This window comes from Paenibacillus sp. 7541, from assembly GCF_002276395.1.
GTDB lineage: Bacteria > Bacillota > Bacilli > Paenibacillales > Paenibacillaceae > Paenibacillus_AQ > Paenibacillus_AQ campinasensis.
Genome location: NZ_NQLZ01000001.1, coordinates 288,247 through 309,872, shown reverse-complemented (window position 1 = coordinate 309,872; position 21,626 = coordinate 288,247). Strand labels below are relative to the sequence as shown.

Sequence of the window (21,626 nt, the reverse complement as noted above, 5' to 3'; positions counted from 1 at the left end):
GGTGAGGCCACTTTTGCAACATAACGCCAGCAAACTGCTGGGACTTGCGGCTGCACTGCTGCTGCTTGCGGCGGCCTGCGCGGCAAGCATCGCGCTTGGAACGACGTCGATCCGGCTGACTACAACGGTGGAGGCACTGCTCGCCTATAATCCGGCGAACACCGAGCATGTCATCATTGTGACAACGCGGGTGCCGCGAGCGGTCTTTGCCCTGACGGTCGGCGCATCGCTGGCGATGGCGGGAGCGATGATGCAGGCGTTAACGCGCAACCCGCTTGCTTCGCCGGGGTTATTCGGCATTAACTCGGGTGCCGTGCTCGCGGTTGTACTGGCTTTGCTGCTGCTGCCGCTGACCTCGCTGTCGCAGCTCGTATGGGCTGCTTTTGTCGGCGCGGCGGGGGCAGCGCTGCTCGTATATGGACTGGCTTCGCTTGGCGGCGGCAATCTGACGCCGATTCGTCTCGTTCTGGCTGGGTCGGCCCTGAGCGCATTGTTCAGCGCATTGACGCAAGGCGTGCTGGTACTGGATGAATCCGGCCTGCAAAATGTGCTGTTCTGGCTCGCAGGCTCTGTGGCAGGCAAAGAGCTCGGAACGCTGTATCAGGTGCTGCCTTATATGGTGATGGGCGGCGGGGCAGCGCTGCTGCTCGGTTATCCGCTCACGATTCTTAGCTCCGGGGAGGAGATGGCCAAAGGACTGGGGCAGCGGATCGGACTTGTAAAGGCCATTGCTGCGGCTGCGGTGGTGATGCTGGCCGGAAGCGCGGTAGCGGCTGCCGGAGCCATTGGCTTCGTCGGTCTTGTCATGCCGCATTTCGCACGTTATTTGGCCGGCACAGACTACCGCTGGGTCATTCCATACAGCGCCGTGCTAGGCGCGATATTGCTGCTTGGGGCCGACATTGTCGCCCGCTTCCCTGTGCAGCCGGGGGAGCTTCCACTCGGGGTTGTGACCGGACTGATCGGCGTGCCGTTCTTCATTTATATCGCCCGCAGTGATTTCAACAGAAGGAGGGCGCAGGATGAAACCAACCGTTCCGTTTCGTAGTCGGCACCCGTTCCTGTCGGCATTGGAAGACAGGCGGGTGCTGATATTATTGGTGTTGTTGCTGGTGCTTATGGCGGCGCTGGTGCTGGGCGCATGTCTTGGCAGCACATGGGAATCTCCGTTTCAGGTGCTGCTGACGATGGCGGGGGTGCAGAGTGATTCGGCCTTTGTTATCGGCACACTGCGTCTTCCGCGACTGGTGCTGGCATTGCTCTCCGGTGCAGGGCTTAGTCTGGCCGGGGCGGTGCTGCAGGGGCTGATCCGCAACCCGCTCGCCTCGCCGGATGTGCTCGGGATGACAGGGGGCGCATCGGCCGCCGCCGTCGGCTTCATCGCATTGTCCGGCGGGGCGCTCAGCATTCGCTGGCTGCCTGTTGCTGCCATGATTGGCGCGCTGCTTGTGTCTGGCCTTATCTATTTGCTCGCCTGGAAGAACGGGGTTTCTCCGGTTCGGCTTGTGCTGATTGGTGTGGGCATATCCGCAGGCACCAGCTCGGTCACGATGCTGCTGCTGGCATTCAGCTCGATCACTTCGGCCGGCAAGGCCTACATATGGCTGACAGGGAGTGTTTACGGAGCTTCATGGGAGCAGGTGCTCACCTTGCTGCCATGGTTGCTCTTGTTCGGCACGGTGGCCTGGGCAAATGCGAGGAAACTGAACGTGCACCAGCTGGGTGATGAAGCCGCAACCGGCCTTGGAGCCGCCGTACAGCGGCAGCGGCTTGGCTTGATCCTGGTTGCCGTTGCACTCGCAGGCTCATCGGTCGCTCTGGTGGGTGCGGTTGGCTTCATCGGCCTCATTGGTCCGCATATTGCGCGCCGGCTGGTCGGCTCTTCCTATGGCGTGCTGCTGCCTGCATCCGCACTGGTTGGGGCGCTTCTGCTGCTGCTGGCGGATACGGCCGGACGCACGCTGTTTCAGCCGCTGGACATTCCTGCAGGGGTGTTCACTGCTGCGATTGGAGCGCCGTTCTTCATCGCGCTGCTCGTTCGTCACCGCCGGTTATAGGGAGTAGGGGAAGTTGATATCCAAGTTAACCATGACAGGGAAGCCGCATGATGCGGCTTCCCTGCTGGTGTATATAGCTTATTGTGTGATGAATAGGTGGAAAGCGATCCTACGATGCCGGCATCGATATGCCGGCACCTAGATGGCTGTCACTGTGATATACCGCCACCGAGATATACCGCCACACCGAGATATACGGCCACCGGAAAGAAGATATCCGGACTCCCTAGTGGCAGGGGTATGACAGCATTCGAAATCTCTAGCTGGCCCGGGAGCGCAGCAGCTTCCATTTCTTATATTGATAATAGATGGTGCAGCCGATGCAATAGCCGAGCACAGCAGCGGTTGCTGCAGCAGCTACCATCACGGAGGCAGCGATAGCGACAATATGCCATCCCAGCAAATAAGCAGCTGAAGAAACGCCGAGCAGAATGACGGCAATCGATTGGTTGAATCGGGCCAGCTCTGCAGCTTGCGTATCCGATCTTTGCAGTCTGTCAGCGCCTAGAAACCATTTGGCCACCAGAAACAGCAGGTTTGCTCTCGCTCCGGCTGCCAGCGCGATCAGCTGAATCAGAAAGATGGCATAGATGAACAGAGGCTGACGGAAAACAAGTGACAGAAGCACGAACAGCACCATGGCCGCCTGATTTACTTTAATGAGCGGTAGCGGTAGTTCTTTCATGCGCTCACCTCGTTTTCTACATATTTATAAAATAAAAGCAAGTATTCATCCCATCGTACTTACTTTTATTCAGAATCTAACACGGGCATGGGCGGTTGTCAATCTGATTCGAGCACGCCGAACATCTCATATGACGTCCAGGATCGAGCCCGAAGCGCGGTGTCAGGCCTCCTTCGGCTTCGGCTTTCGATTCTCGGCGAGCAGTTCGCCCATAGCAGTCCAGTGCTGCTCTTCTGGGGGCCTTGAGTAAGTGACGGGAAGCCTTGGGAAGAGCAGCTCGGCGATCCGGTAAGCCTCCTCCAGATGCGGATAGCCGGACAAAATAAAGGTATCGATGCCGAGAGCCGCATACTCCAGCAGCCGCTGGGCCACTTCATCCGGGCTGCCGACGAGGGCGGTGCCTACACCGCCTCTCACTTGTCCGATGCCTGCCCACAGATTGGGGCTGATCTCCAGCGTGTCCCGATGCTCGCGCACAAGCTGGCTCATCCGGCGTTGACCTACCGAATCGAAACGGTTCAGCAGCGCTTGCGCTTCCTGCACATCCTCTTCGGTGACATATTGGATCAGCTTGTGCGCCGCTTCCCAGGCTTCCTCAGCCGTCTCGCGCACAATGATTTGCACGCGGAGGCCGATTTTGATCGAGCGGCCGTATCGCTGCGCCCGTTCTCTGACATCGGCGATCTTCTCTGCGACCATCGCGGGCGTTTCAGCCCAGGTCAGATAAGTGTCAATATGTTTGGCGGCCACCTCATGCCCGGCATCGGAGGAAGCGCCGATAAACAGCGGAGGCGACTGCCGGTCAAACGGGACATATTGCAGCCTGGCATCCTCCACCTGTATAAACGTTCCGTGGAACGTAACGCGCTCGCCTGTCATCAGCTTGTGCCATACTTGGAGGAATTCATCGGTAGCTTCGTAACGCTCATGATGCGAGAGGAAGATCCCGTCACCCTTCATCTCCACAGGATCGCCGCCGGTCACGACATTGATCAGCAGGCGCCCGGAGGATAGCCGATCGAATGAGGCGGCCATCCGGGCCGCAATGCTGACCGATATGCCGCCTGGACGGACGGCAACGAGAAATTTCAGCCGCTCGGTTGCTGTAATGAGCGAGGAGGCGACAACCCATCCATCCTCGCACGCATGACCGGTTGGCACCAGCATGCCGGTGTAGCCGAGCCGGTCCACCGCTTGGGCGACCTGTCTGAAATAATGCAGATCGGTGATTTTCGCTCCGTGGGACGTACCGAGATATCTTCCGTCGCCCATCGTAGGCAAGTACCAGAACATTTCCATTGGCTGGTTCACTCCTTTATCTGTTTCAGCGGCTGTTGCTGCCGCTGCCGGCAATCATAGAAACGAGGTGCTGCCGCAAATCGGCAAAGTCCTTGCTGGCGCGCAATATGGAAAAGGAAGGCGCATCCGTGTCCTGAAACAGCGGGTTGCGGATATCCTGCACGATGGTGCCGGGATTCGGGTGCATCACGATAATGCGCCGCCCCAGCAGCAGCGCTTCATCCACATCATGGGTGATGAGGAAGAAGCAGCGGCGTGTCTGCTGCCAGATCCGCCGCACATGCAGCTGCATGGATTCCCGCGTCAGGGCGTCCAGTGCGCTGAACGGCTCATCCATCAAGACGATGCGCGGCTCTGTCGCCAGCGTTCTGGCGAGCGCAGCTCTTTGCTTCATCCCGCCTGACAGCTGATGGGGAAGGCGAGCGGCAGAAGCCTCAAGCCCCACCAGCCCGATGTAGAACGAGGCGATGCGCCGGCGCTCCTTGCGTCCAATACCGGCCATGCGCAGGCCGAACTCGACATTGCCGGCGACCGACAGCCAGGGGAACAGATTGGCATGCTGGAACACAACGCCCACCTGAGGTGTCGGCTTCGTATGGCGTTTCCCGTCAATCCGGACTGACCCGCCGGAGGGCTGGACATACCCGGCGATGATGCTGAGCAGCGTTGATTTACCGCAGCCGGAAGGCCCGAGCAAACATACGAACTCGTCCGGCGCAAGCGAGAGTCCAATCCGGTCCAAGACATGCACAGCTTGGCTGCCTTGACGATAGGTTAACGAAATATCGGCTAATTGAATGCCTGCTGCTGAGCCGGTATCCGGCCCCGGACAAGAGGAGGCATGCTCATTCTGACGTGCTCCGTGCTCATCGCGTGTTGTGGTGGATAATGAAGTTGCGGTCATGATTCGGTCCGCCTTTCCCTTGAAGTTTAGCGAATGATTACGGTGCTTCCACATACAGCTCGTTCAGCAGCGCTTCCTGGAACACGCTCAGTTCCGGCGCACTCTTGATCGACTGCTGCTCAACCAGGAAATCCGCGGTCTGCTTCAGCAGCACGGCGAATTGACCGGGCTCTTCAGGTGTGCCGAGATAGCGGGGGTCTGTCTGCTCCGAGGCACCCAGCACTGTAATTTCGCTCATCGCTTTCAGCGTTTCCTCAACCGACAGTCCCAGCTCCTGGGATAGCGCCTCTGCCGCCTCCTGCGGATGTTCCCGGTAATACGCCGTCCCTTCATCAAGCACTTCGATATACAGCTTGACAGCGGCCGGATAGCTGGCGGCAAAGCTGTTATGGACGACGCCGAATTCGCCGGTGAGCGCGCCGCCCTCGGCAACCTCCTTCGAGGAAATGACGATGCTTCCATGCTCTGCAAGCAGCTTGGATTGTACAGGCTGCCACGTATAGGCGCCGTCGATGTCGCCGCGCTGCCAGGCTGCAAGCAGATCGGGCGCTTGCATATCAATGATCCTGATGTCCGCCGGATCGATGCCCGCTTGCTTGATGGCCGAGAGCAGGCTGAAATGCGAGGTGGATCCGAACGTAGTCGCAATCGTCTTGCCTCTGATATCCTCAAGGGAGTGAATACCGGAGCCGCTCTGCACGACGAGCGCTTCGCTGTCCCCGATCACATCGTGAATGTAATACACTTTGTTCGGCAGCCCCTGCGCGATGCCCGAAGCGCCGGGAGGGGTCCCGACGAGTCCGAAGTCGATGCTGCCGCTGGCCATGGCCGTATTCACATCGCGGCCGGATTCGAACGGGATCCAGGAGATGTTGACATCCGGCATTTTCTTCTCGGCCAGTCCGAGCGCTTTGGCTACCAGTTCTCCGTTAGGCGATACCTGGTAGCCGATGCGGATTTCCTTCGGCAGCGCATCGGCATCTCTTTCCTTGCCGGATGCGGACGGCGTGCCGGACGAGCTGCCGCAGCCGGCTGCCAGCAGCATGAACGCTGCGATGGTGAGTGAGAGAATGGGACGTAGCACGGATATGCGATCATAACGCATGATGGAATCAGCTCCTTTTTTCCTAAGTGTTTAATGTTCCGCCCACGGTGACACGCGCTGAATGAGATAGCGGATGCCCGCATCAATCAGGATGGCGATGATCCCCATGATGATAATGGCGGCATAAATGATGTCGCTGCGCAAATATTTGCTTGCATCCAGCACCATCCAGCCGATCCCGGAGACGGCGGCAATCATCTCAGCGGCGACCAGTGTGGCGTATGTAACGCCTACCGCGGTGCGAAGTCCGGTTAACAAATCCGGCAGGCAGGAGGGGAGAATAACGTACAGATACAGCCTCCACCGGCTGGCTCCGAGAGACCTTGCACCCTGGATCCGATCCGGCGGAATCCGGCGCGCGCTATAGACGGCTGCAATGAACATCGGGGCGAACCCGCCGAGGTACAGCAGCACGATTTTGGACGTATCCTCGATCCCGAACCACAGCACGAGCAACGAATAATAAGCCAGCGGCGGCAGGGGCCGGTAGAACTCGATGAACGGATCGAATATTGCCCGCAGCAGCCGAATTCTGCCGCAGAGGATGCCGAGCGGAACGGCGGTCAGCAGCACCAGGATCAGGGCGACGGCAATGCGCTGCATGCTTGCTCCGATATGCGCTAACAGGCTGGTTCCTTTATAGCCTTCCGTGGCGATCGTCATAAAGGCTGACCAGACGTCCGGCGGTGAAGGGAGGAACAGCGGATTGACCCACTCGTTGCGGCTCGCCATCCACCAGATGAGCAAAGCGAGACCGACGGAAACGGCAGAGACGATGAGGTACAACCCGTTTCTCAGATCCGTGCGGACCGGTTCGGCGGGTTGGGCGTTAGGGTGCGGCATCGATACACACTTCACATCCTTCTTTTTTCATGTTTCATAAATAAGGAAACGAACAGGCTGATGAAGAGGCGAGTGGTAGCAATGTCAGAGCTGACGAGTGAAGGGAAACTCCGGGAGAAGACAACAAAAAAAGAGAGCTTCCGATCGCAGCTCGGCTATACATCAGCCAATAGCTTCCGATTGTCTCTCCTGTCGTCAGGTTGAGGGGAACGATGAAAGGATCCGTTCCTGTAATTGTTGGGGGTGCTGTTATGCTGCACCAATGTTCATTACTTGTCATGCAGGTGGCGGTTACTTATCCACCCGGGTTAACAGATTCGAAAGGACGTCAGCCCGGAGCTGGTCTTCGAGCGGAGCAAAGCCGAACAGCTCGCAGAAGAACAGGCCGTCCGCCGCGAGTCTCGCCACCGTAGCTTCCACTTGATCGCTGCATTCGGTGGTCATGCGGCTCTGCCACTTGAGGTAGCGCTGGCGCATCGGTTCAAGCAGGTCAGGGTTGCTGGCTGCGGCAGCCAGTATGCCAAAACTCATCTCCAGATCCTCCTTGCTGATCTCGAAGGTCTGAATCAGATAAGCTTGCGCCCAGCCCATGGGGGCTTCGCCGCTTGAAGCTTCGGCATCGGTCTCCGAATCGAATCGGTCCAAAAAATCATTCAGCGCGGCCTGGATCAACGCGTCCTTGGTCGGGTAATGGTAGAGCAGCCCGCCTTTGCTGATGCCAGCTTCTCTGGCCACAGCATCAAGTGTTAGGTGAGAGGCGCCCATCGTTCGGACCAGTCTGCAGGCCACTTTCAGTATCGCGTCTCGCCTCGAATTTCGATTCATGGCACCACCTCCAGCTTTACTATACGGTCCGGTCGGTGCAGTCGTCAATATTAATTTTACAAAACCGATCGATTAAGTTTGGATTAAGCCGGTTTTCCGGTATACATATGCATAAACAGAGATGCCAATTGGCCAGACTTCGATCCTGAGGTAGACCGGGACCTATGGCTGGCCTTGGCATCTTTCGCACTTGCCTCTCACCGTTTAATGAGGGTAGACCTGCTGGAATTCTACCCCGCACGGCCCGCCGTCCGGATTGACCTCAAGATCGACTGCGGTGCCGTCAGCACGGAACAGCGGACGATAGTGGGCGTTAATGCGCATGGCCGAAGCATTGGCGTAATGGCAGATGAAGGCGCGGCGAAACTGGTCCTTTGTCTTATTCCGGTATGAGCCGTGGATGAGGTTCCCGTTGAAGAACAGGACATCTCCGCGATCCATGATTGCGGGTATCGGGCTTGAATCCTTGGGCGGCTTGACGTAATGAGTCGTGAACGACTCACTTGCATCCGCCAGCTCCGGGCACTCGATATCGTGCTCACTCGTTTTCGGGACGACCAGCAATCCGCCGTTCTCCTGCGTCGCAGGATCAATAGCGGTCCAGGCGGCAATGCAGTTGCCTGGCTCTACCTGTAGATAGAAATTGTCCTGATGCAGGGCTTGCCCCCGCGCCCCCGGCGGCTTGTAATAGAACATGCTTTGGGCGGCCAGCGCCTCCTCGCCGTACAGATCCTCCAACACCGCCATGATCGGCGGATGAAGCATGAACCGCTTGGCGGTGTCGTTGAAACGATGCGGATGCATCACCCGGGGATAGCGTTTGAGCGGATCCTCCACAGCAGCGGACCGATCAGGCTCGAAATGTCCGGGAATCGTCTGATGGCTGATCGCTTCAAAAGCAGCGTCGATTTCTTGAAGCTCCGCTTCGGTCATCAAGCCCTTCACAATGACATACCCCTCGGTCAGGAAATGCTCCAGCTGCTCCTTCGTCAGTCGCTTCAGCTCCGGTGTGGATTTCATCTTGATCAGCTCCCTTAACATTAGAATGTTGCCCGATGGATATTCGGGTTGACAACAGCTTACCGGGATTCATAATAAATGAGAAGTCACATTCCTGCTGAAAACGACATGGATTCTGCTATTTTCAACTGAACAGGAGGCTTGGAGATGGATGCGAAACTGCCGGTGGATCTATATGACGCTGCCGATTACGGAGACATTATTAGCGGACATATTAGCGCTGACTCTTCCTATGGGGTGATCCGGCCGCAGGGCAGGGGGGATTTGCTGCTTGCTTATACATTGCAGGGGAGAGGATACTTCAAGACGTCAGCCGGCACGCGGGTTGCGGAGGCCCATGAGCTGATATTGCTGCGGGAAGACGTTCCCCATCAATACGGGACGATGGACGGAGAGCAGGGCTGGTCGTTTCTGTGGGTGCATTTCCCTAAACTACCCGAAATCAGCTACCTTCCCCAGGAAGAGCTGCTGAGCGCAAGCATCCCCGAGGGGTATGGAAGGGAGCGGGTGCTCGCCGCGTTTCATCATATTTTCTACCATGCGGGCGAACGTTCGGATTACTGGCATGCGCTGAGCGAGAATTCCATCCGGGAGTTATTGCTCTTGCTGGCCCGGCAGCTTTCGAGCAAGCGCGACCCTCGAATCACGCTCGTGCTTGGAATGTTGTCGCAATCGAAGCAGGAGATCCGGGTGGAGCATCTGGCGAAGGCAGCAGGGCTGTCCGTGTCGCGGCTGGCCCATCTGTTCAAGGAACAGGTAGGTGAGGGGATTGTGGAGCATGCGAACCGGCTGCGCATCCAGCAGGCTGCCCGCTTCATGGAGCATATGGACCGGACGGCGACGGAGGCCGCTCAGGATGTCGGGTTCAACAGCTACAATCATTTTGCCGCATTATTTCGCAAGCAGATGGGGGTCAGCCCGAGAACATACAAACAGATGAAGTCTGCGCAGCAGCAAGGGTGAATCCAGCCGCCAGAAGGGGCTCGAACATCTTATCTGACAGAACAGGCTGTCTTTATTAATCCGGGATTTAATATTATACTTGTAAAAAAATGCATATCGATCTGAAAATGAACATTTTGGGGGGCCAACATCAATTGCGCAAAACGGCCATCATAACCATCATTGCGATGACGCTGATGCTATGTTACTTTACTTCTGCGTCAATCGTGAAGCTGTACCGTGCCGGAAGTCCGATGCCGGCGGCATTGCAGGAGCAGGAGGTACCGTACCGGCTTGTGCTTATTACACAGGAGATGGATACGCCATTCTGGGATCTGGTCGGTGATTCCGCGCTTGCAGAAGCGGAGAAGCAGGGGATCAGCCTCCAGATTTGGGGGAGCTACGGCAGCAATGAGGATGATTTTCTGAAGAAGATGGAGATTGCGATTGCCTCGAAGGTGGACGGCATTATCGTGCAAGGGCTGGATACCGAGGAATTCAACGAGCTGACGAAGATCCAGGCCGGACGGCATGGCATCCCGGTCATCACGGTGGCAAGCGATGTGCCGATGCAGGACAGCCTGAGAAGAACCTATGTCGGCTCCGATCATAAGGAAGCGGGAAGATTGGTTGCCAGGGAACTGCTCTCGGATATGGGACAGGCTGGCACGGTCATTCTGATCGGCGGCAGCCGGCAGCGGTACGATCAGGATCTGCGTCTTGCGGGCATTCACGACATATTGCAGCATTATCCGGATATTCACACTGTGTTTGCCGAAGCGCCCGACGAGCGGGAAAGAGTCGTCAGCGCCGCGAGGGATGTCATGAATCGCTACCCTGAAGCGGATGCGCTAATTGCCGTAAATTCCAACATTACCGAGACGCTTGTCCGGGAGATTGGAAAGCGCTATCACCAAAGTCCGTTTCGCATCTACTCTTTCGATGACAGCCCCGAGACGATGGAGCTGCTCAAGGCAGGCAAGCTGGAGGGCATGATCCTCCAGTCTCCGGAAGAGATGGGGAGAATCAGCGTGGATTTGATGGTGAAATGGCTGAAGGGTGAGGCCGGGCCGCTGGACATGAGCGGCTATTATACGAACATCCGGATGGTGAAGGCGGAGGAACTGCCATGAAGATGAGCATTCAGCATAAAATATGGCTTCTCGCTGCCGTCGTCCTGGTCATTATGGCTTCCATCTGGGCGGCGCTAACGTACTATAATCAGCAAACGCAAGATCAGTATAACAATATCCTACAGCGGTATATTCAGATGAATGACGCCAGCATAGCCAGCAAGGAGCTGGTTGCCGCCTTGAACAATTACCTGGTGACGCCAGCTCAGGAGCAGCGGGCACTGCTCCAGGAAGCGATCGACCATATCCGCCAGTCGAAGTATGAGATGTATCGGCTGCGCAATACGGATAATGACGCTGAACTGAGCAGTGTCGTCCATCTGATGGACAGTCTCGTTGAGACGACGGATCGAACACTGCTGCTAAGATCGGAGAATGATCCGGAGGCGACAAGCACCACTTTTGCCGAGGCGACCCGCCTGTCCCTGTACATTTCCGAGATGACCCTGACGCTGATCGACAAGGAACTGAACACCTACAATCCTTTTTACCGGGGGATTATCGAACGGACCGAAGCCTTGAAACAGCTGGGTGTCTGGCTGCTGCTGCTCATCACATTTTTGCTTGCGGTGTTCACCTATTGGTTCTCCCACAGCATTACAAGACCGCTGCTGTCGCTTAGCCGTGCGGCCAAGGAAATTTCCCGGGGAAGATTCGATTTGAGAATCGAGGTGAATTCGAATGACGAAATCTCTTTCCTGGCCAAAATGTTCGAGCGCATGCGCGTGAACATCAACAACCTCATCATGGAGATTCAAGAAAAGGCGCAGCTGGAAAAGGAGCTCCAGCAAAGTCGGCTGCTGCTACAAGAAAGCCAGCTCCGCAGCTTGCAGAGCCAGATCAATCCGCATTTTCTGTTTAATACACTGGACACCATCTCCAAAAAAGCCTATCTGGAAGGCTCTGAGGAAACGAGCGATCTGCTCGTTAATGTCGCGGAGCTGCTGCGCTACAATCTGAAACGGCTGAACCGGTCGGTTACGCTCTATGACGAAGTGCGTGTGCTGCATCAATACATCGAGATCCAGACTGCCCGATTTGCCGAACGTCTTCAGTTTCAGGCGGATATCGATGAACGCTGCCTGTACATCCAGCTGCCGGGACTTACGCTGCAGCCCCTCATTGAAAACGCTGTCATTCATGCGATTGAGCCGAGGGAGGAAGGGGGCATCATACGGTTTATTGTCAAGGACGAAGCGGAGCATGTCCAGGTTGTCATTGAAGATGACGGCCCGGGCATTCCGGAAGCCAAGATCAGATCGATTGTTGCTGGAGTGGACACCGGCAGCGGCGGGCATTCCACCGGCATCGGATTCAGCAACGTCGTTCAGCGGCTGAAGCTTTTCTATCAGGGAGCGGATGTCATTCACATTAAGAGCGTGCAGGGCGCGGGTACAACCATCATCTTAACACTGCCAAAAAGGGGGAATGAGGAGCATGTACAAAGTTCTGATTGTGGATGATGAGCGGATTGAGCGTGAGGGGCTGCATGCCATTTTGCAGCATGGCATTGCTGAGATCGCCATTGAGGAAGCCGCCAACGGAAAGGCAGCGGTAGAAATGGCTCGAGCCTTCGAGCCGGATTTAATCCTGATGGATATTAAAATGCCGGGCATGAACGGGCTGGAAGCGATTCGACACATTTCGGAACTACGTCCCGAAACCCGGTTCATGATGGTGACCGCATTTGATACGTTCGACTATGCGCGGCAAGCGATCAAGCTTGGTGTCAAGGATTATCTGCTTAAGCCAAGCAAAGCGCGGGAGATCGTCGCTTCGGTCACCCGAGTGCTGGAGCAGATCGGCGCAGAGCGGCAAACGCGCGAACTGCTAATCCGTCAACAGGCCGTACTGAACAAGGCGCTGCCGCTTGTTGAGACCGATGTCGTGACCCAGCTTCTGTTCGATCATGTGCATGATGTGCATCTGGAAGAGCTTCTGACGCTCCTGGGACGAAGTGCGAACGAGGAGATGTTTGCGATGAAGGTCACGCTGCCTGAACAGGCCGAGCATCTGTATGCTGCTGTCAAGGACAGGATCAGGCAGGAGGGAATATGCTGGATCGGAGCGATGTGCGGACTGCAGATTCCGGTCATTGTGTTCCGCGAACGAGACCGATCGTATCGGAACCAGGCGGTGGCGCTGGCCCAGGCGATTATGGCAGCAGCAGGCAGCGGAAATCGGGAAGGATGGTTTGTAGGCATTGGCAATGTGTATGGCTCGCTGCATGATATCCGGCAATCGTACCAGGAAGCGATGATGGCCACGATGGATATGTCGGCTCCGGTGAAATACCGGTTCTATGAGGATATGCCTGTCCAGGGCACCGTCAGAGACTGGATGGACCGGCAGCAGGAGCGGGCGTATCTCGAAGATGTCCGGCTGGGCCGATGGGAGAGCGTGCTGCGGAGCATGATGGATGTCATCGAGCGGCTGGAGCATGAGCAGGTGCATGTTATCCAGGCCCAGCAGCGCATGCTGGAAATGCTGTGGATCGCTTCTAGGCTCTTGACCGAGATGGGCATGGCAGCGGAGAAGCCGATGTATACGTTCCAGGCGAGGGATTACCGCCAGTTCAGGGCGGAGACGATCCGCATGGTTCAGACGATGCAGCAGCACTACGAGGATTATTGTCAGCAGACATCGCCGGACATGATTTATCGCATCAAGCAGTATATCGAAGAACACGCCCATGCGGATATATCACTGGAAGTGATCGCCGAATGGGCAGGACTCAATCCATATTACATCAGCAAATGGTTCAAGGATCAGACGGGAATGAACTATATTGATTTCCTGACGGAATGCCGGATTGAGAAAGCGAAGCAGCTGATGCGCGACCCGGATCGAAGTCTCAAGGAAATTACATATGAGGTCGGTTATCACGATCCGAATTATTTCAGCAAAGTGTTCAGAAAAACATGCGGAGTGTCGCCTACCGAATATAGAAAGCAGCTGCTTCAGAGACATTCTGGTGCGAAGAACTAAAGATCTGATCAAGATCCGGTCCAAGGAGGGACGACAGTTGAAACGATATCTCGATGCGGCCAGGCGAATGCCTTGGCGACCAGGCCTGTGGCTGCTTGTGGTCTGCGTGCTGACCACCTTCCACCTGCCGGTAAAGTCCGGGCTGTTCGCCCCGGATGAGCCAGTGGAGAGCGGCATGTCCGGTCCGGGGACCGTTCAGGCTGCGGCGGGGAGTGAGAGGCTGAAGATCGGCTTTTCCATGGACACGCTGCTGGAGGAGCGATGGTTAAAGGATCGGGATTTATTCCGGGCGGAGGCCGAAAAGCTTGGTGCCGAGGTCGAGGTGATGGCGGCGAACGGAGACGACGCCCTTCAGCTTGTGCAAGCGGAAACGCTGATCAGCCGGGGAGTGGATGTGCTTGTGGTTGTTCCCCATAATGCCGATGCGATGGCTGCAATTGTCCACCGGGCTCATGCGGCAGGCATTAAGGTGCTCGCCTATGACCGGCTCATCCGCAATGCCAGCGTCGATCTGTACATCTCGTTTGATAATGAGCGCGTGGGTGAACTGCAGGCCCAGGCCATTACGGAGCTGGTTCCACGCGGGAAATATGTCTACATCGGCGGTGCCGAGACGGACAACAATGCGCATCTGCTGAAGAAGGGCGTATTCCACGTGCTGCAGCCGCTGATCGATCGCGGTGACATTACGGTCGTCTATGATGAGTGGACGCATAACTGGAAGACAGACATTGCGAGAGAGAACATTAAGACCGCCCTCGATGTCAACGGCAATGACATAGACGCGGTGATTGCGGCCAATGATGCTACGGCGAACGAGGTGATCAAGGAGCTTGAGGCGAGGGGGCTTGCCGGGAAGGTGCCGGTCGCCGGCCAGGATGCCGACTTGACGGCGGCGATCCGCATTGTCGAGGGAACGCAAACGATGACCGTGTACAAGCCGATTCAGTCGATGGCGCAGACAGCGGCCGAAATGGCGGTGAAGCTGGCGAAGGATGAGCCGGTGGAAATCCACCGGACGATGAGCAACGGCAAGCTGGAAGTTCCGTCCCTGCTGCTGACGCCGATTGCGGTGAATCGGGAAACGATCGATGAGACGATTATTGCCGACGGTTTCCACAGCAGGGAGGAGGTCTATTCAGCCGCAAAGCGTTAGAAGCGGCTATAATTCAGCAAGCGAAGCGCTGGACTGTGACATAACCGCATCGGATGACTACAGGATGCCCGGCGAAGCCCGGGCTTTTTGACATTGTCGGAATCTCCTCTGACGCCTACTCCCCTATTGGAGGACGAACATGGGGACTGCAAAGGTGACGGAACTAGTAAGGGAATTAGCAAGGTAACTAGTAAGGTAACTAGTAAGGGGATTCGTAATTTGGCCTGGTAAGATTGATGCATTAAAGCTTCCACGTCAGGCGTTTCTTTCCTTCGAGAGTGACCGGGGGCCTTTTTCTAAGGAGATAATATTATACGCCAGAAGTTATAACTGTTCGGGTGGCATCGTCCGCCGCGAGGTTGTATGAACAGCATAAGATGATTTGTATGAGTGTTTTGTATGATTCGTCGTACAAATCACACTTTTATTCGACAAAATGGTCGGTTTTGTACGATTTTCCATACAAAATCAGAGGTTTGCATGAGTGGACGAGGAATTTTGTGTGATAAATCGTACAAAGCCATCATGAAGCCACCGTACCACCAACGAGCCATCATGATTCCATCAGCCGTCGTATCACCAACGAGTCATCATGAAGCCATCAGCCGTCGTACCACCGAGCCATCGTGTCGCCCAATGGGCAAATCCACGCCCCGATCCTTTCTGCCTGAGCAGGAGTGACCGGGGCGTTTGTCTTATCGTTACGGACCCGCGCACACGGCACCGTCGTCAAAAAAGTCAAGATGATCTAAAAAGAAGACTAGTGATCATGACGATATCGGCGAAAACCCGGTGCTATAGTTAACGTGTCTTTTAGATTATCCATAACGAAAGAGGGGTTCGGCAATGACAAAACTTATGAAACCGATTGCAATGATGCTGATCATGGTCATGGCCGTGATGTTCACGGCTGCATGCAGCCAGAGCGGAAGCGGGAAAATTTCGGTGGGAATCGTTCTCCCGACCAAGGATGAGACGCGGTGGATTCAGGATGAACAGCGGTTCAAGGAGGCGCTGTCGGGCACGGAGTACACCACGGAAATTTTGTTCAGCCAAGGCTCGTCCGCGAAGGAAAAAGAAAACGTCGAAACGCTGATCAACAAAGGCATCCAGGTGCTGATCATCTGTCCGCAGGACGGCGATGCGGCGGCGGCTGCCGTGGAGGCGGCCAAGAAGGAAGGCATTACGGTCATCGCTTATGACCGCCTGATCACCAATACCGATGCGGTGGATTACTACGTCACCTTCGACAGTGAGGCTGTCGGTGCCGCACAGGCGCAGTTCCTGGTAGACAACGCCTCCGGCAGCGGCGTGCCGCTGTATCTGTATGCCGGCTCGGCGGCTGACAACAACGCGTTCCTGTTCTTTAAAGGCGCTTGGTCTGTGCTGCAGCCGAAGATCGCTGACGGCACCTTCAAGATTGCCAACTCCAGCGAAGCCGTAGCGGTACAGGATACCGCCGAGCTGTCCCGGGATCAGCAGAGCAAAATTATCGGCCAGGTTACAACGAACTGGGATCCGAACGAAGCAAAGAACAAAGCGCAGACGCATCTGACAGCAGCCGGAGCTGATCTGAAGGGCGATGTAGCTGTACTGGCGCCGAACGACGGCACGGCCCGCGCCATTGCGGACGTATTCGCCTCCGACAGCGCGGTCACGAACTATGTCATTACCGGTCAGGATGCGGAAATAGCAACGATACAGTACATCATTGACGGCAAACAGTCGATGACGGTATTCAAGGACGTGCGTGTTCTCGTCAAGGATGCGATGGACATGGCGGTGGCGATTCTGGAGGGCAAGACCCCGGAAACAACCGGATCCTATAACAATGGCAAAATCGAAGTCAAAGCGAAGCAAACTGACGTCATTGTTGTACACAAAGACAACGTTCAGCAAGAGATGATTGATTCCGGCTACTACGAGGCAAGCGAATTCACCGGCTTGTAACTTGAGTAAGGAGACGCTTGTGAAGGGCAGGGATAGTCGAGGCTATCCCTGCTTGCGGCGTCATCCCTCAGACAGCTGCCCGGATGAAGGAGGCTATACGATGGGCGAGACCATATTGGAGATGAAGAGAATCAGCAAGGAGTTTATCGGGGTCAAGGCCTTGTCTGATGTCAATTTCAAAGTGAAAAAGGGCGAGATTCATTGCCTGGTCGGCGAGAACGGCGCAGGCAAATCAACGCTGATGAAAGTGCTCAGCGGTGTCTATCCGCACGGCACGTATGAAGGCGAGATCGTATTTGAAGGGCAGACGCAGCGGTTCCGGACGATCAAGGACAGTGTCAATGCAGGCATTGTCATCATCTATCAGGAGCTGGCACTGTTTCCCGATCTGAGCGTGTATGAGAATATTTTTGCCGGCAATGAAGTGAAGCGGGGCAAGCTGGTCGACTGGAACCAGACGATTGTGAAATCCAAGGAGATGCTGCGGAAGGTGAAGCTCGATGTCAATCCGGAGACGCTCGTCAAGGATCTGGGTGTCGGCAAACAGCAGCTGGTGGAGATTGCGAAGGCGCTCAGCAAGGATGTAAAGCTGCTCATTCTGGATGAACCGACGGCGGCGCTGAACGAGGATGACAGTGAGAATTTGCTGCAGCTGCTGCGCGAGCTGAAGAATCAAGGAATCACCTGCATCATGATCTCGCACAAGCTGAAGGAAGTCATTTCGATTGCTGATTCGGCTACGGTGCTTCGCGACGGGCGGACGATCTGCACGCTGGACGCAGACAAAGGCGAGATTACGGAGAATGCAATCATCAAGCATATGGTGGGCCGGGAGCTGAGCGATATTTATCCGAAAAGAGCTTCTAGCAGCTTCGGGGAGCGTGTGCTGGAGCTGGTTGACTGGAGCGCCTATGACCCCAGACTTGGCCGCCATGTCGCCAAAGACGTGCGTCTTCACGTGCGCAAAGGCGAGATTGTGGGCATCGCCGGCTTAATGGGCTCAGGCCGGACGGAGCTGGCCTTGAGCCTGTTCGGCAATCCGAAGGAATACAGGCTGCAAGGAGAGATGCGGCTGGAAGGAAAGGCTGTGAAATTCAGCCACACCAGCGACGCCATCCGATCCGGCATGGCCTATGTGACCGAGGACCGGAAAGGGAATGGGCTGTTTCTGGCACAGGATATCAAGTCCAATATTACGGCCGCGCATCTACGTGCCATCTCCAGCAAGGGTCTGATCAACCACAATGAAGAAGTAAAGCAGGCCCTGGAATACAAGCAATCGATGGTGATCAAGGCCCCCTCGGTGGAGCAGCTGGTCGGCAAGCTGAGCGGAGGGAACCAGCAGAAGGTATCCATTGGCAAATGGCTGTTCACGGAACCGAAGCTGCTCATATTGGACGAACCGACAAGAGGCATTGATGTCGGCGCCAAATTCGAAATCTACTCGATCATGAACGAGCTGATTGCTCGGGGAATGAGCATCATTATGATTTCGTCTGAGCTTGGTGAAGTGCTTGGAATGAGCGACCGCATCTATGTAATGGCGGGCGGCAAGATCAAGGGAGAGCTGCCGGCCGATCAGGCGAATCAGGAAAATATTATGCAGCTGGCTACACAATAGGAGGAGTACCTATGGAACTGAATCAAGCGCCTAAGCGCAATGCGTCAGCGCGGCAGGAGGGGCAGGGCCTTCTACAGGAAGCCCGGACTCTAATCAAGGAGAACATACGGGAATACGGCATGTACATCGCTTTGTTTGTCATTTTGCTCACCTTCAGCATTTTGACAGATGGGCTGTTCATGTCCTCCCGCAATATCAGTAACCTGCTGGATGCAACAGGGTATATCGCGGTGCTGGCCGTCGGGATGACCCTCGTTATTGTCATCCGGCAAATTGACTTATCCGTTGGCTTTGCCGCCGGATTTCTCGGGGCGATCGCAGCCATTATGCTGACGCAGGTCGGCGTTCCGGTCTATATCACGATTCCGGTCATTCTTGTGCTGGGGATGGGTCTTGGCCTGATCAACGGTGTGCTTGTCGCGAAAATCGGCATCCCTTCATTTGTGGCCACTTTGGCAGGCATGCTCGTCTTCCGGGGAGCGCTGCTGCAAATGACGGAGAAGACGGGAACCATTATTGTGAGCGATGAACGGTTCAACGCGATTGGCAACGGCTTTATTCCGGATCTGTTCGAGGTGAACGGCCTTCATATTCTGTCCTTGATACTCGGGTTACTGTGCATTGTACTGTATGTGCTGAGTGAAATGGCCAACCGCCGCAACAAAATCAAGTACCAGTTCGAGGTAATCTCGGGGCCGATATTCGCCTTGAAGCTTATCTTTATCTCCGCGATCATCGGTTATATTACGTGGATTCTGGCTGGATACAACGGCTTCTCCTGGACGGTAGTGATTATGCTGCTGGTCGTTCTGATCTATCATTTCCTTACGACCAAAACGGTGCTCGGACGTCATATCTACGCCGTTGGAAGCAATCCAGAGGCTGCGCATCTGAGCGGGATCAACGTCAAGAAGATCACGTACATCGTCTTCGGATCAATGGGCATGCTGTCCGCGCTTTCCGGTATCCTGTTCACCGCCCGGCTGCAGTCGGCTACAACGACGGCAGGCACATTGTTTGAGCTTGATGCGATTGCGGCCGCTTATGTTGGCGGCGTATCCTCTGCAGGTGGCGTAGGTAAAGTGACCGGCGCGATTATCGGGGCGATTGTGATGGCCTCGCTGACGAGCGGGATGAACCTGCTGGGGGTCGGCGTATCGTATCAATATATGATCCGGGGCGGGGTGCTCGCGGCGGCAGTCATTTTTGACGTGATGACGAGGAAGAAGAGAGCCTGATGGCATGATTGTAGCACGATATGGAATTGGGGACAGGCGCTGTATGGCAAGCCGAGGCTTGCCGTGCAGCGCTTTTTGGCATGCAGCGTAATTCGTCTTCATGATCTGCCTTCCCCTGGCATATCGATGATTAGAAATCATCGGATGGGCATGTGCGGATGTTTGGGGCTGTGCATGCGCGGGAAGGGTAGATCAATTTATCGCAGATGGAGGGTCTTAACTAACGGATTTAGGTAATAATCTTATGTTGCGAACAGCATATGACGGCAGCTATTGAACTGAAGCCTGTACGCTATGCTAAGCGCGAGCCCAGGTTTCGATGTACTGCTTGAAATCGTCAATTGTCGTGAACAGCTGATCCGGGTGATACGACCGCAGCAGCTCCGCATCGGAGGTGTCAGCCCAGGCAGCGGCCGCTACCGGAATACCGGCAGTTCTGGACGACTCGATGTCGCTTGGGGTATCGCCTACATAGAGCGCATCTTCGGGTTTCACATCAAGCTGCTGCAGCACATGCTGGATTCCCTCCACTTTTCGCGGTCCCTGCGGAGAACCGGTTTCGATCACGCGAAAATACGAGCGTATGCCGAAGAGATCCAGTGTAATTTCGGTGCTGCGGGCGCCTTTGCCCGTAACGAGCGCGAGGGCAACCTGAGTCGCTTGCGCCTGATCCAGCAATGCGGCGATGCCCGGAAAGGGAGCCGGGCACATGTGATGCAGCTCGCGATAAGCTTTAAGATAATCCTCAACGCCCTGATCGTAGTGATCAGGAATCAAGGCTTGCACAGTTCCCTCCTCGGAAGGGCCGAAGGTTGCGATAATCTCCTGATCAGTGAGCGACCGGCCTGCAAGCGGCTCTATCGATGCTTTGAAAGCGGCAATGCATAAAGGCAATGTATTTCCCAGCGTGCCATCGAGATCAAAAATGATACATTTCACACGACATGCTCCTCTCTTGTGTGTGCGTTCTGCCGAACCTGCATACAGGGTCATCCTTTATCGATATCGCAGGTTAGCATCCATTCCCTTCTAGTTTATCATGACATCCGCGCTGGGGCGATTTTCCTTTCCCCTTGCACATGGTGTTATTGGTATTGCCAAGCCCCGGTCTGTGGAATATAATGGTCGATAAAACTTGTGAGCAAGACGGATCAGGATGAATACCACACAGACAAAGGGAGAGAGTAACGATGAGACCATTGCCAACCATTCCGTTAGACCGACTGCTGCTGCGACCGTTCCGGCTGGAGGACGCCCCGGTTGTGCAACAACTGGCAGGCGATCCGTTCATCGCGGACATGACACTGTATATTCCTCATCCTTATGGGGACGGGGTGGCTGAACGATGGATCGGAACGCATGCGGACAACTTTGCCGCCGGGCGCTCCCTTGAGCTGGCGATTGTACATAAGGAAGAACAATATGTTATCGGTGCGATCAGCCTCGGCATCCACCGGAACTTCAATCTTGGGGAGCTGGCCTACTGGGTCGGCAGAAAGTACAACAATAACGGCTATTGTACGGAAGCGGCGAAGGGCATGATCCAATACGGGTTTGAAAAGCTCGACTTGAATAAGATCTTTGCGCGTTATTTTGGCAAAAATCCGGCATCCGGCCGGGTCATGGAGAAGATCGGCATGCAGTACGAGGGCACCCTGAGACAGCATGCGCGCAAGGGGGAGCATTATGAAGACCTGATTTACTATGGTCTGTTAAGAGATGAGTACGTTGCAAGACAGCAAACCATGTGAAGTCATCCACCGGATCGTAGCCGGGCTGCTTTGCTGAGGAAATCTCACCGAATCGTTGATGCGGTGGGATTTTTTTGTATGCCGAAGCGGGACAGGTTCTTGTTCTGTC

Annotated in this window: 19 protein-coding genes; 11 read left to right on the top strand and 8 right to left on the bottom strand. The window is 55.6% G+C overall.

Going from position 1 to position 21,626, the window contains the following annotated elements; all coding sequences use genetic code 11:
- Position 1: 1 nt before the first annotated feature.
- Positions 2 to 1,048 carry a FecCD family ABC transporter permease gene (locus tag CHH75_RS01350; RefSeq protein ID WP_095397251.1) on the top strand — a complete coding sequence of 349 codons (1,047 nt, stop codon included), beginning with the start codon at positions 2 to 4 and terminating at the stop codon, positions 1,046 to 1,048.
- Positions 1,023 to 2,057, top strand: a complete 1,035-nt coding sequence (locus CHH75_RS01345) for a FecCD family ABC transporter permease (protein WP_095397250.1) — start codon at positions 1,023 to 1,025, stop codon at positions 2,055 to 2,057. Before CHH75_RS01350 ends, CHH75_RS01345 begins: the two co-directional genes overlap by 26 nt.
- A gap of 259 nt (positions 2,058 to 2,316) precedes the next feature.
- On the opposite strand, the gene CHH75_RS01340 is transcribed toward CHH75_RS01345, so the two are convergent.
- From CHH75_RS01340 to CHH75_RS01310, 7 genes are all read right to left on the bottom strand, one after another.
- The gene (locus CHH75_RS01340; protein ID WP_095397249.1) at positions 2,317 to 2,742 is read right to left on the bottom strand and encodes a DUF4395 domain-containing protein; all 426 of its coding nucleotides are present in this window, start codon (positions 2,740 to 2,742) and stop codon (positions 2,317 to 2,319) included.
- 162 nt (positions 2,743 to 2,904) lie between these two features.
- Entirely contained in the window at positions 2,905 to 4,041 is a 1,137-nt protein-coding gene (ssuD, locus tag CHH75_RS01335; protein WP_095265224.1) for an FMNH2-dependent alkanesulfonate monooxygenase, read from the bottom strand.
- A 25-nt stretch (positions 4,042 to 4,066) separates the two neighbouring features.
- Positions 4,067 to 4,945 carry an ABC transporter ATP-binding protein gene (locus CHH75_RS01330; protein ID WP_095397248.1) on the bottom strand — a complete coding sequence of 293 codons (879 nt, stop codon included), beginning with the start codon at positions 4,943 to 4,945 and terminating at the stop codon, positions 4,067 to 4,069.
- 37 nt (positions 4,946 to 4,982) lie between these two features.
- Complete coding sequence (locus CHH75_RS01325; protein WP_095397247.1) at positions 4,983 to 6,050, bottom strand: taurine ABC transporter substrate-binding protein; 1,068 nt, start codon at positions 6,048 to 6,050, stop codon at positions 4,983 to 4,985.
- Between the two features lie 30 nt (positions 6,051 to 6,080).
- A complete protein-coding gene (locus CHH75_RS01320) occupies positions 6,081 to 6,893 on the bottom strand; it encodes an ABC transporter permease subunit (RefSeq protein WP_095397246.1) in 813 nt (270 codons plus the stop codon).
- Between the two features lie 291 nt (positions 6,894 to 7,184).
- Positions 7,185 to 7,718: a TetR/AcrR family transcriptional regulator gene (locus CHH75_RS01315; protein ID WP_095397245.1), complete on the bottom strand. Its 534-nt coding sequence runs from the start codon at positions 7,716 to 7,718 to the stop codon at positions 7,185 to 7,187.
- 204 nt (positions 7,719 to 7,922) lie between these two features.
- A complete protein-coding gene (locus CHH75_RS01310) occupies positions 7,923 to 8,738 on the bottom strand; it encodes a phytanoyl-CoA dioxygenase family protein (protein ID WP_095397244.1) in 816 nt (271 codons plus the stop codon).
- 147 nt (positions 8,739 to 8,885) lie between these two features.
- On the opposite strand from CHH75_RS01310, the gene CHH75_RS01305 reads away from it, so the two are divergent.
- The 8 genes from CHH75_RS01305 (at position 8,886) to CHH75_RS01270 (ending at position 19,766) form a co-directional block, all read left to right on the top strand.
- Positions 8,886 to 9,701: an AraC family transcriptional regulator gene (locus CHH75_RS01305; RefSeq protein ID WP_095397243.1), complete on the top strand. Its 816-nt coding sequence runs from the start codon at positions 8,886 to 8,888 to the stop codon at positions 9,699 to 9,701.
- A gap of 107 nt (positions 9,702 to 9,808) precedes the next feature.
- Complete coding sequence (locus CHH75_RS01300; RefSeq protein WP_255222932.1) at positions 9,809 to 10,813, top strand: sugar ABC transporter substrate-binding protein; 1,005 nt, start codon at positions 9,809 to 9,811, stop codon at positions 10,811 to 10,813.
- The gene (locus CHH75_RS01295) at positions 10,810 to 12,276 is read left to right on the top strand and encodes a sensor histidine kinase (RefSeq protein ID WP_255222931.1); all 1,467 of its coding nucleotides are present in this window, start codon (positions 10,810 to 10,812) and stop codon (positions 12,274 to 12,276) included. Before CHH75_RS01300 ends, CHH75_RS01295 begins: the two co-directional genes overlap by 4 nt.
- The gene (locus CHH75_RS01290) at positions 12,251 to 13,801 is read left to right on the top strand and encodes a response regulator (RefSeq protein ID WP_095397241.1); all 1,551 of its coding nucleotides are present in this window, start codon (positions 12,251 to 12,253) and stop codon (positions 13,799 to 13,801) included. Before CHH75_RS01295 ends, CHH75_RS01290 begins: the two co-directional genes overlap by 26 nt.
- A 37-nt stretch (positions 13,802 to 13,838) precedes the next feature.
- Complete coding sequence (locus CHH75_RS01285; protein ID WP_244908152.1) at positions 13,839 to 14,957, top strand: sugar ABC transporter substrate-binding protein; 1,119 nt, start codon at positions 13,839 to 13,841, stop codon at positions 14,955 to 14,957.
- Positions 14,958 to 15,842: 885 nt separating this feature from the next.
- Positions 15,843 to 16,907, top strand: coding sequence for a sugar ABC transporter substrate-binding protein (locus CHH75_RS01280; protein ID WP_413773613.1), 1,065 nt, complete (start codon positions 15,843 to 15,845; stop codon positions 16,905 to 16,907).
- A gap of 100 nt (positions 16,908 to 17,007) precedes the next feature.
- Positions 17,008 to 18,528 carry a sugar ABC transporter ATP-binding protein gene (locus CHH75_RS01275; protein WP_095397240.1) on the top strand — a complete coding sequence of 507 codons (1,521 nt, stop codon included), beginning with the start codon at positions 17,008 to 17,010 and terminating at the stop codon, positions 18,526 to 18,528.
- A 119-nt stretch (positions 18,529 to 18,647) separates the two neighbouring features.
- A complete protein-coding gene (locus CHH75_RS01270; protein ID WP_230875725.1) occupies positions 18,648 to 19,766 on the top strand; it encodes a sugar ABC transporter permease in 1,119 nt (372 codons plus the stop codon).
- 297 nt (positions 19,767 to 20,063) lie between these two features.
- Here CHH75_RS01270 and CHH75_RS01265 read toward each other — a convergent pair whose 3' ends face one another.
- Positions 20,064 to 20,705, bottom strand: coding sequence for an HAD family hydrolase (locus CHH75_RS01265; protein ID WP_196426430.1), 642 nt, complete (start codon positions 20,703 to 20,705; stop codon positions 20,064 to 20,066).
- 251 nt (positions 20,706 to 20,956) lie between these two features.
- On the opposite strand from CHH75_RS01265, the gene CHH75_RS01260 reads away from it, so the two are divergent.
- Positions 20,957 to 21,517 carry a GNAT family N-acetyltransferase gene (locus tag CHH75_RS01260; protein WP_095265211.1) on the top strand — a complete coding sequence of 187 codons (561 nt, stop codon included), beginning with the start codon at positions 20,957 to 20,959 and terminating at the stop codon, positions 21,515 to 21,517.
- The last annotated feature ends 109 nt before the right edge of the window (positions 21,518 to 21,626 follow it).

Excerpts from the sequence above, each read along its gene's own strand:
- CHH75_RS01305 (WP_095397243.1), top strand. The coding sequence starts at position 8,886 with ATGGATGCGAAACTGCCGGTGGATCTATATGACGCTGCCGATTACGGA.
- CHH75_RS01310 (WP_095397244.1), bottom strand. The coding sequence starts at position 8,738 with ATGAAATCCACACCGGAGCTGAAGCGACTGACGAAGGAGCAGCTGGAG.
- CHH75_RS01340 (WP_095397249.1), bottom strand. The coding sequence starts at position 2,742 with ATGAAAGAACTACCGCTACCGCTCATTAAAGTAAATCAGGCGGCCATG.
- CHH75_RS01325 (WP_095397247.1), bottom strand. The coding sequence starts at position 6,050 with ATGCGTTATGATCGCATATCCGTGCTACGTCCCATTCTCTCACTCACC.
- CHH75_RS01320 (WP_095397246.1), bottom strand. The coding sequence starts at position 6,893 with ATGCCGCACCCTAACGCCCAACCCGCCGAACCGGTCCGCACGGATCTG.
- CHH75_RS01330 (WP_095397248.1), bottom strand. The coding sequence starts at position 4,945 with ATGACCGCAACTTCATTATCCACCACAACACGCGATGAGCACGGAGCA.
- ssuD (WP_095265224.1), bottom strand. The coding sequence starts at position 4,041 with ATGGAAATGTTCTGGTACTTGCCTACGATGGGCGACGGAAGATATCTC.
- CHH75_RS01260 (WP_095265211.1), top strand. The coding sequence starts at position 20,957 with ATGAGACCATTGCCAACCATTCCGTTAGACCGACTGCTGCTGCGACCG.
- CHH75_RS01300 (WP_255222932.1), top strand. The coding sequence starts at position 9,809 with ATGAACATTTTGGGGGGCCAACATCAATTGCGCAAAACGGCCATCATA.
- CHH75_RS01315 (WP_095397245.1), bottom strand. The coding sequence starts at position 7,718 with ATGAATCGAAATTCGAGGCGAGACGCGATACTGAAAGTGGCCTGCAGA.
- CHH75_RS01270 (WP_230875725.1), top strand. The coding sequence starts at position 18,648 with ATGTACATCGCTTTGTTTGTCATTTTGCTCACCTTCAGCATTTTGACA.
- CHH75_RS01295 (WP_255222931.1), top strand. The coding sequence starts at position 10,810 with ATGAAGATGAGCATTCAGCATAAAATATGGCTTCTCGCTGCCGTCGTC.
- CHH75_RS01345 (WP_095397250.1), top strand. The coding sequence starts at position 1,023 with ATGAAACCAACCGTTCCGTTTCGTAGTCGGCACCCGTTCCTGTCGGCA.
- CHH75_RS01275 (WP_095397240.1), top strand. The coding sequence starts at position 17,008 with ATGGGCGAGACCATATTGGAGATGAAGAGAATCAGCAAGGAGTTTATC.
- CHH75_RS01280 (WP_413773613.1), top strand. The coding sequence starts at position 15,843 with ATGGTCATGGCCGTGATGTTCACGGCTGCATGCAGCCAGAGCGGAAGC.
- CHH75_RS01290 (WP_095397241.1), top strand. The coding sequence starts at position 12,251 with ATGTACAAAGTTCTGATTGTGGATGATGAGCGGATTGAGCGTGAGGGG.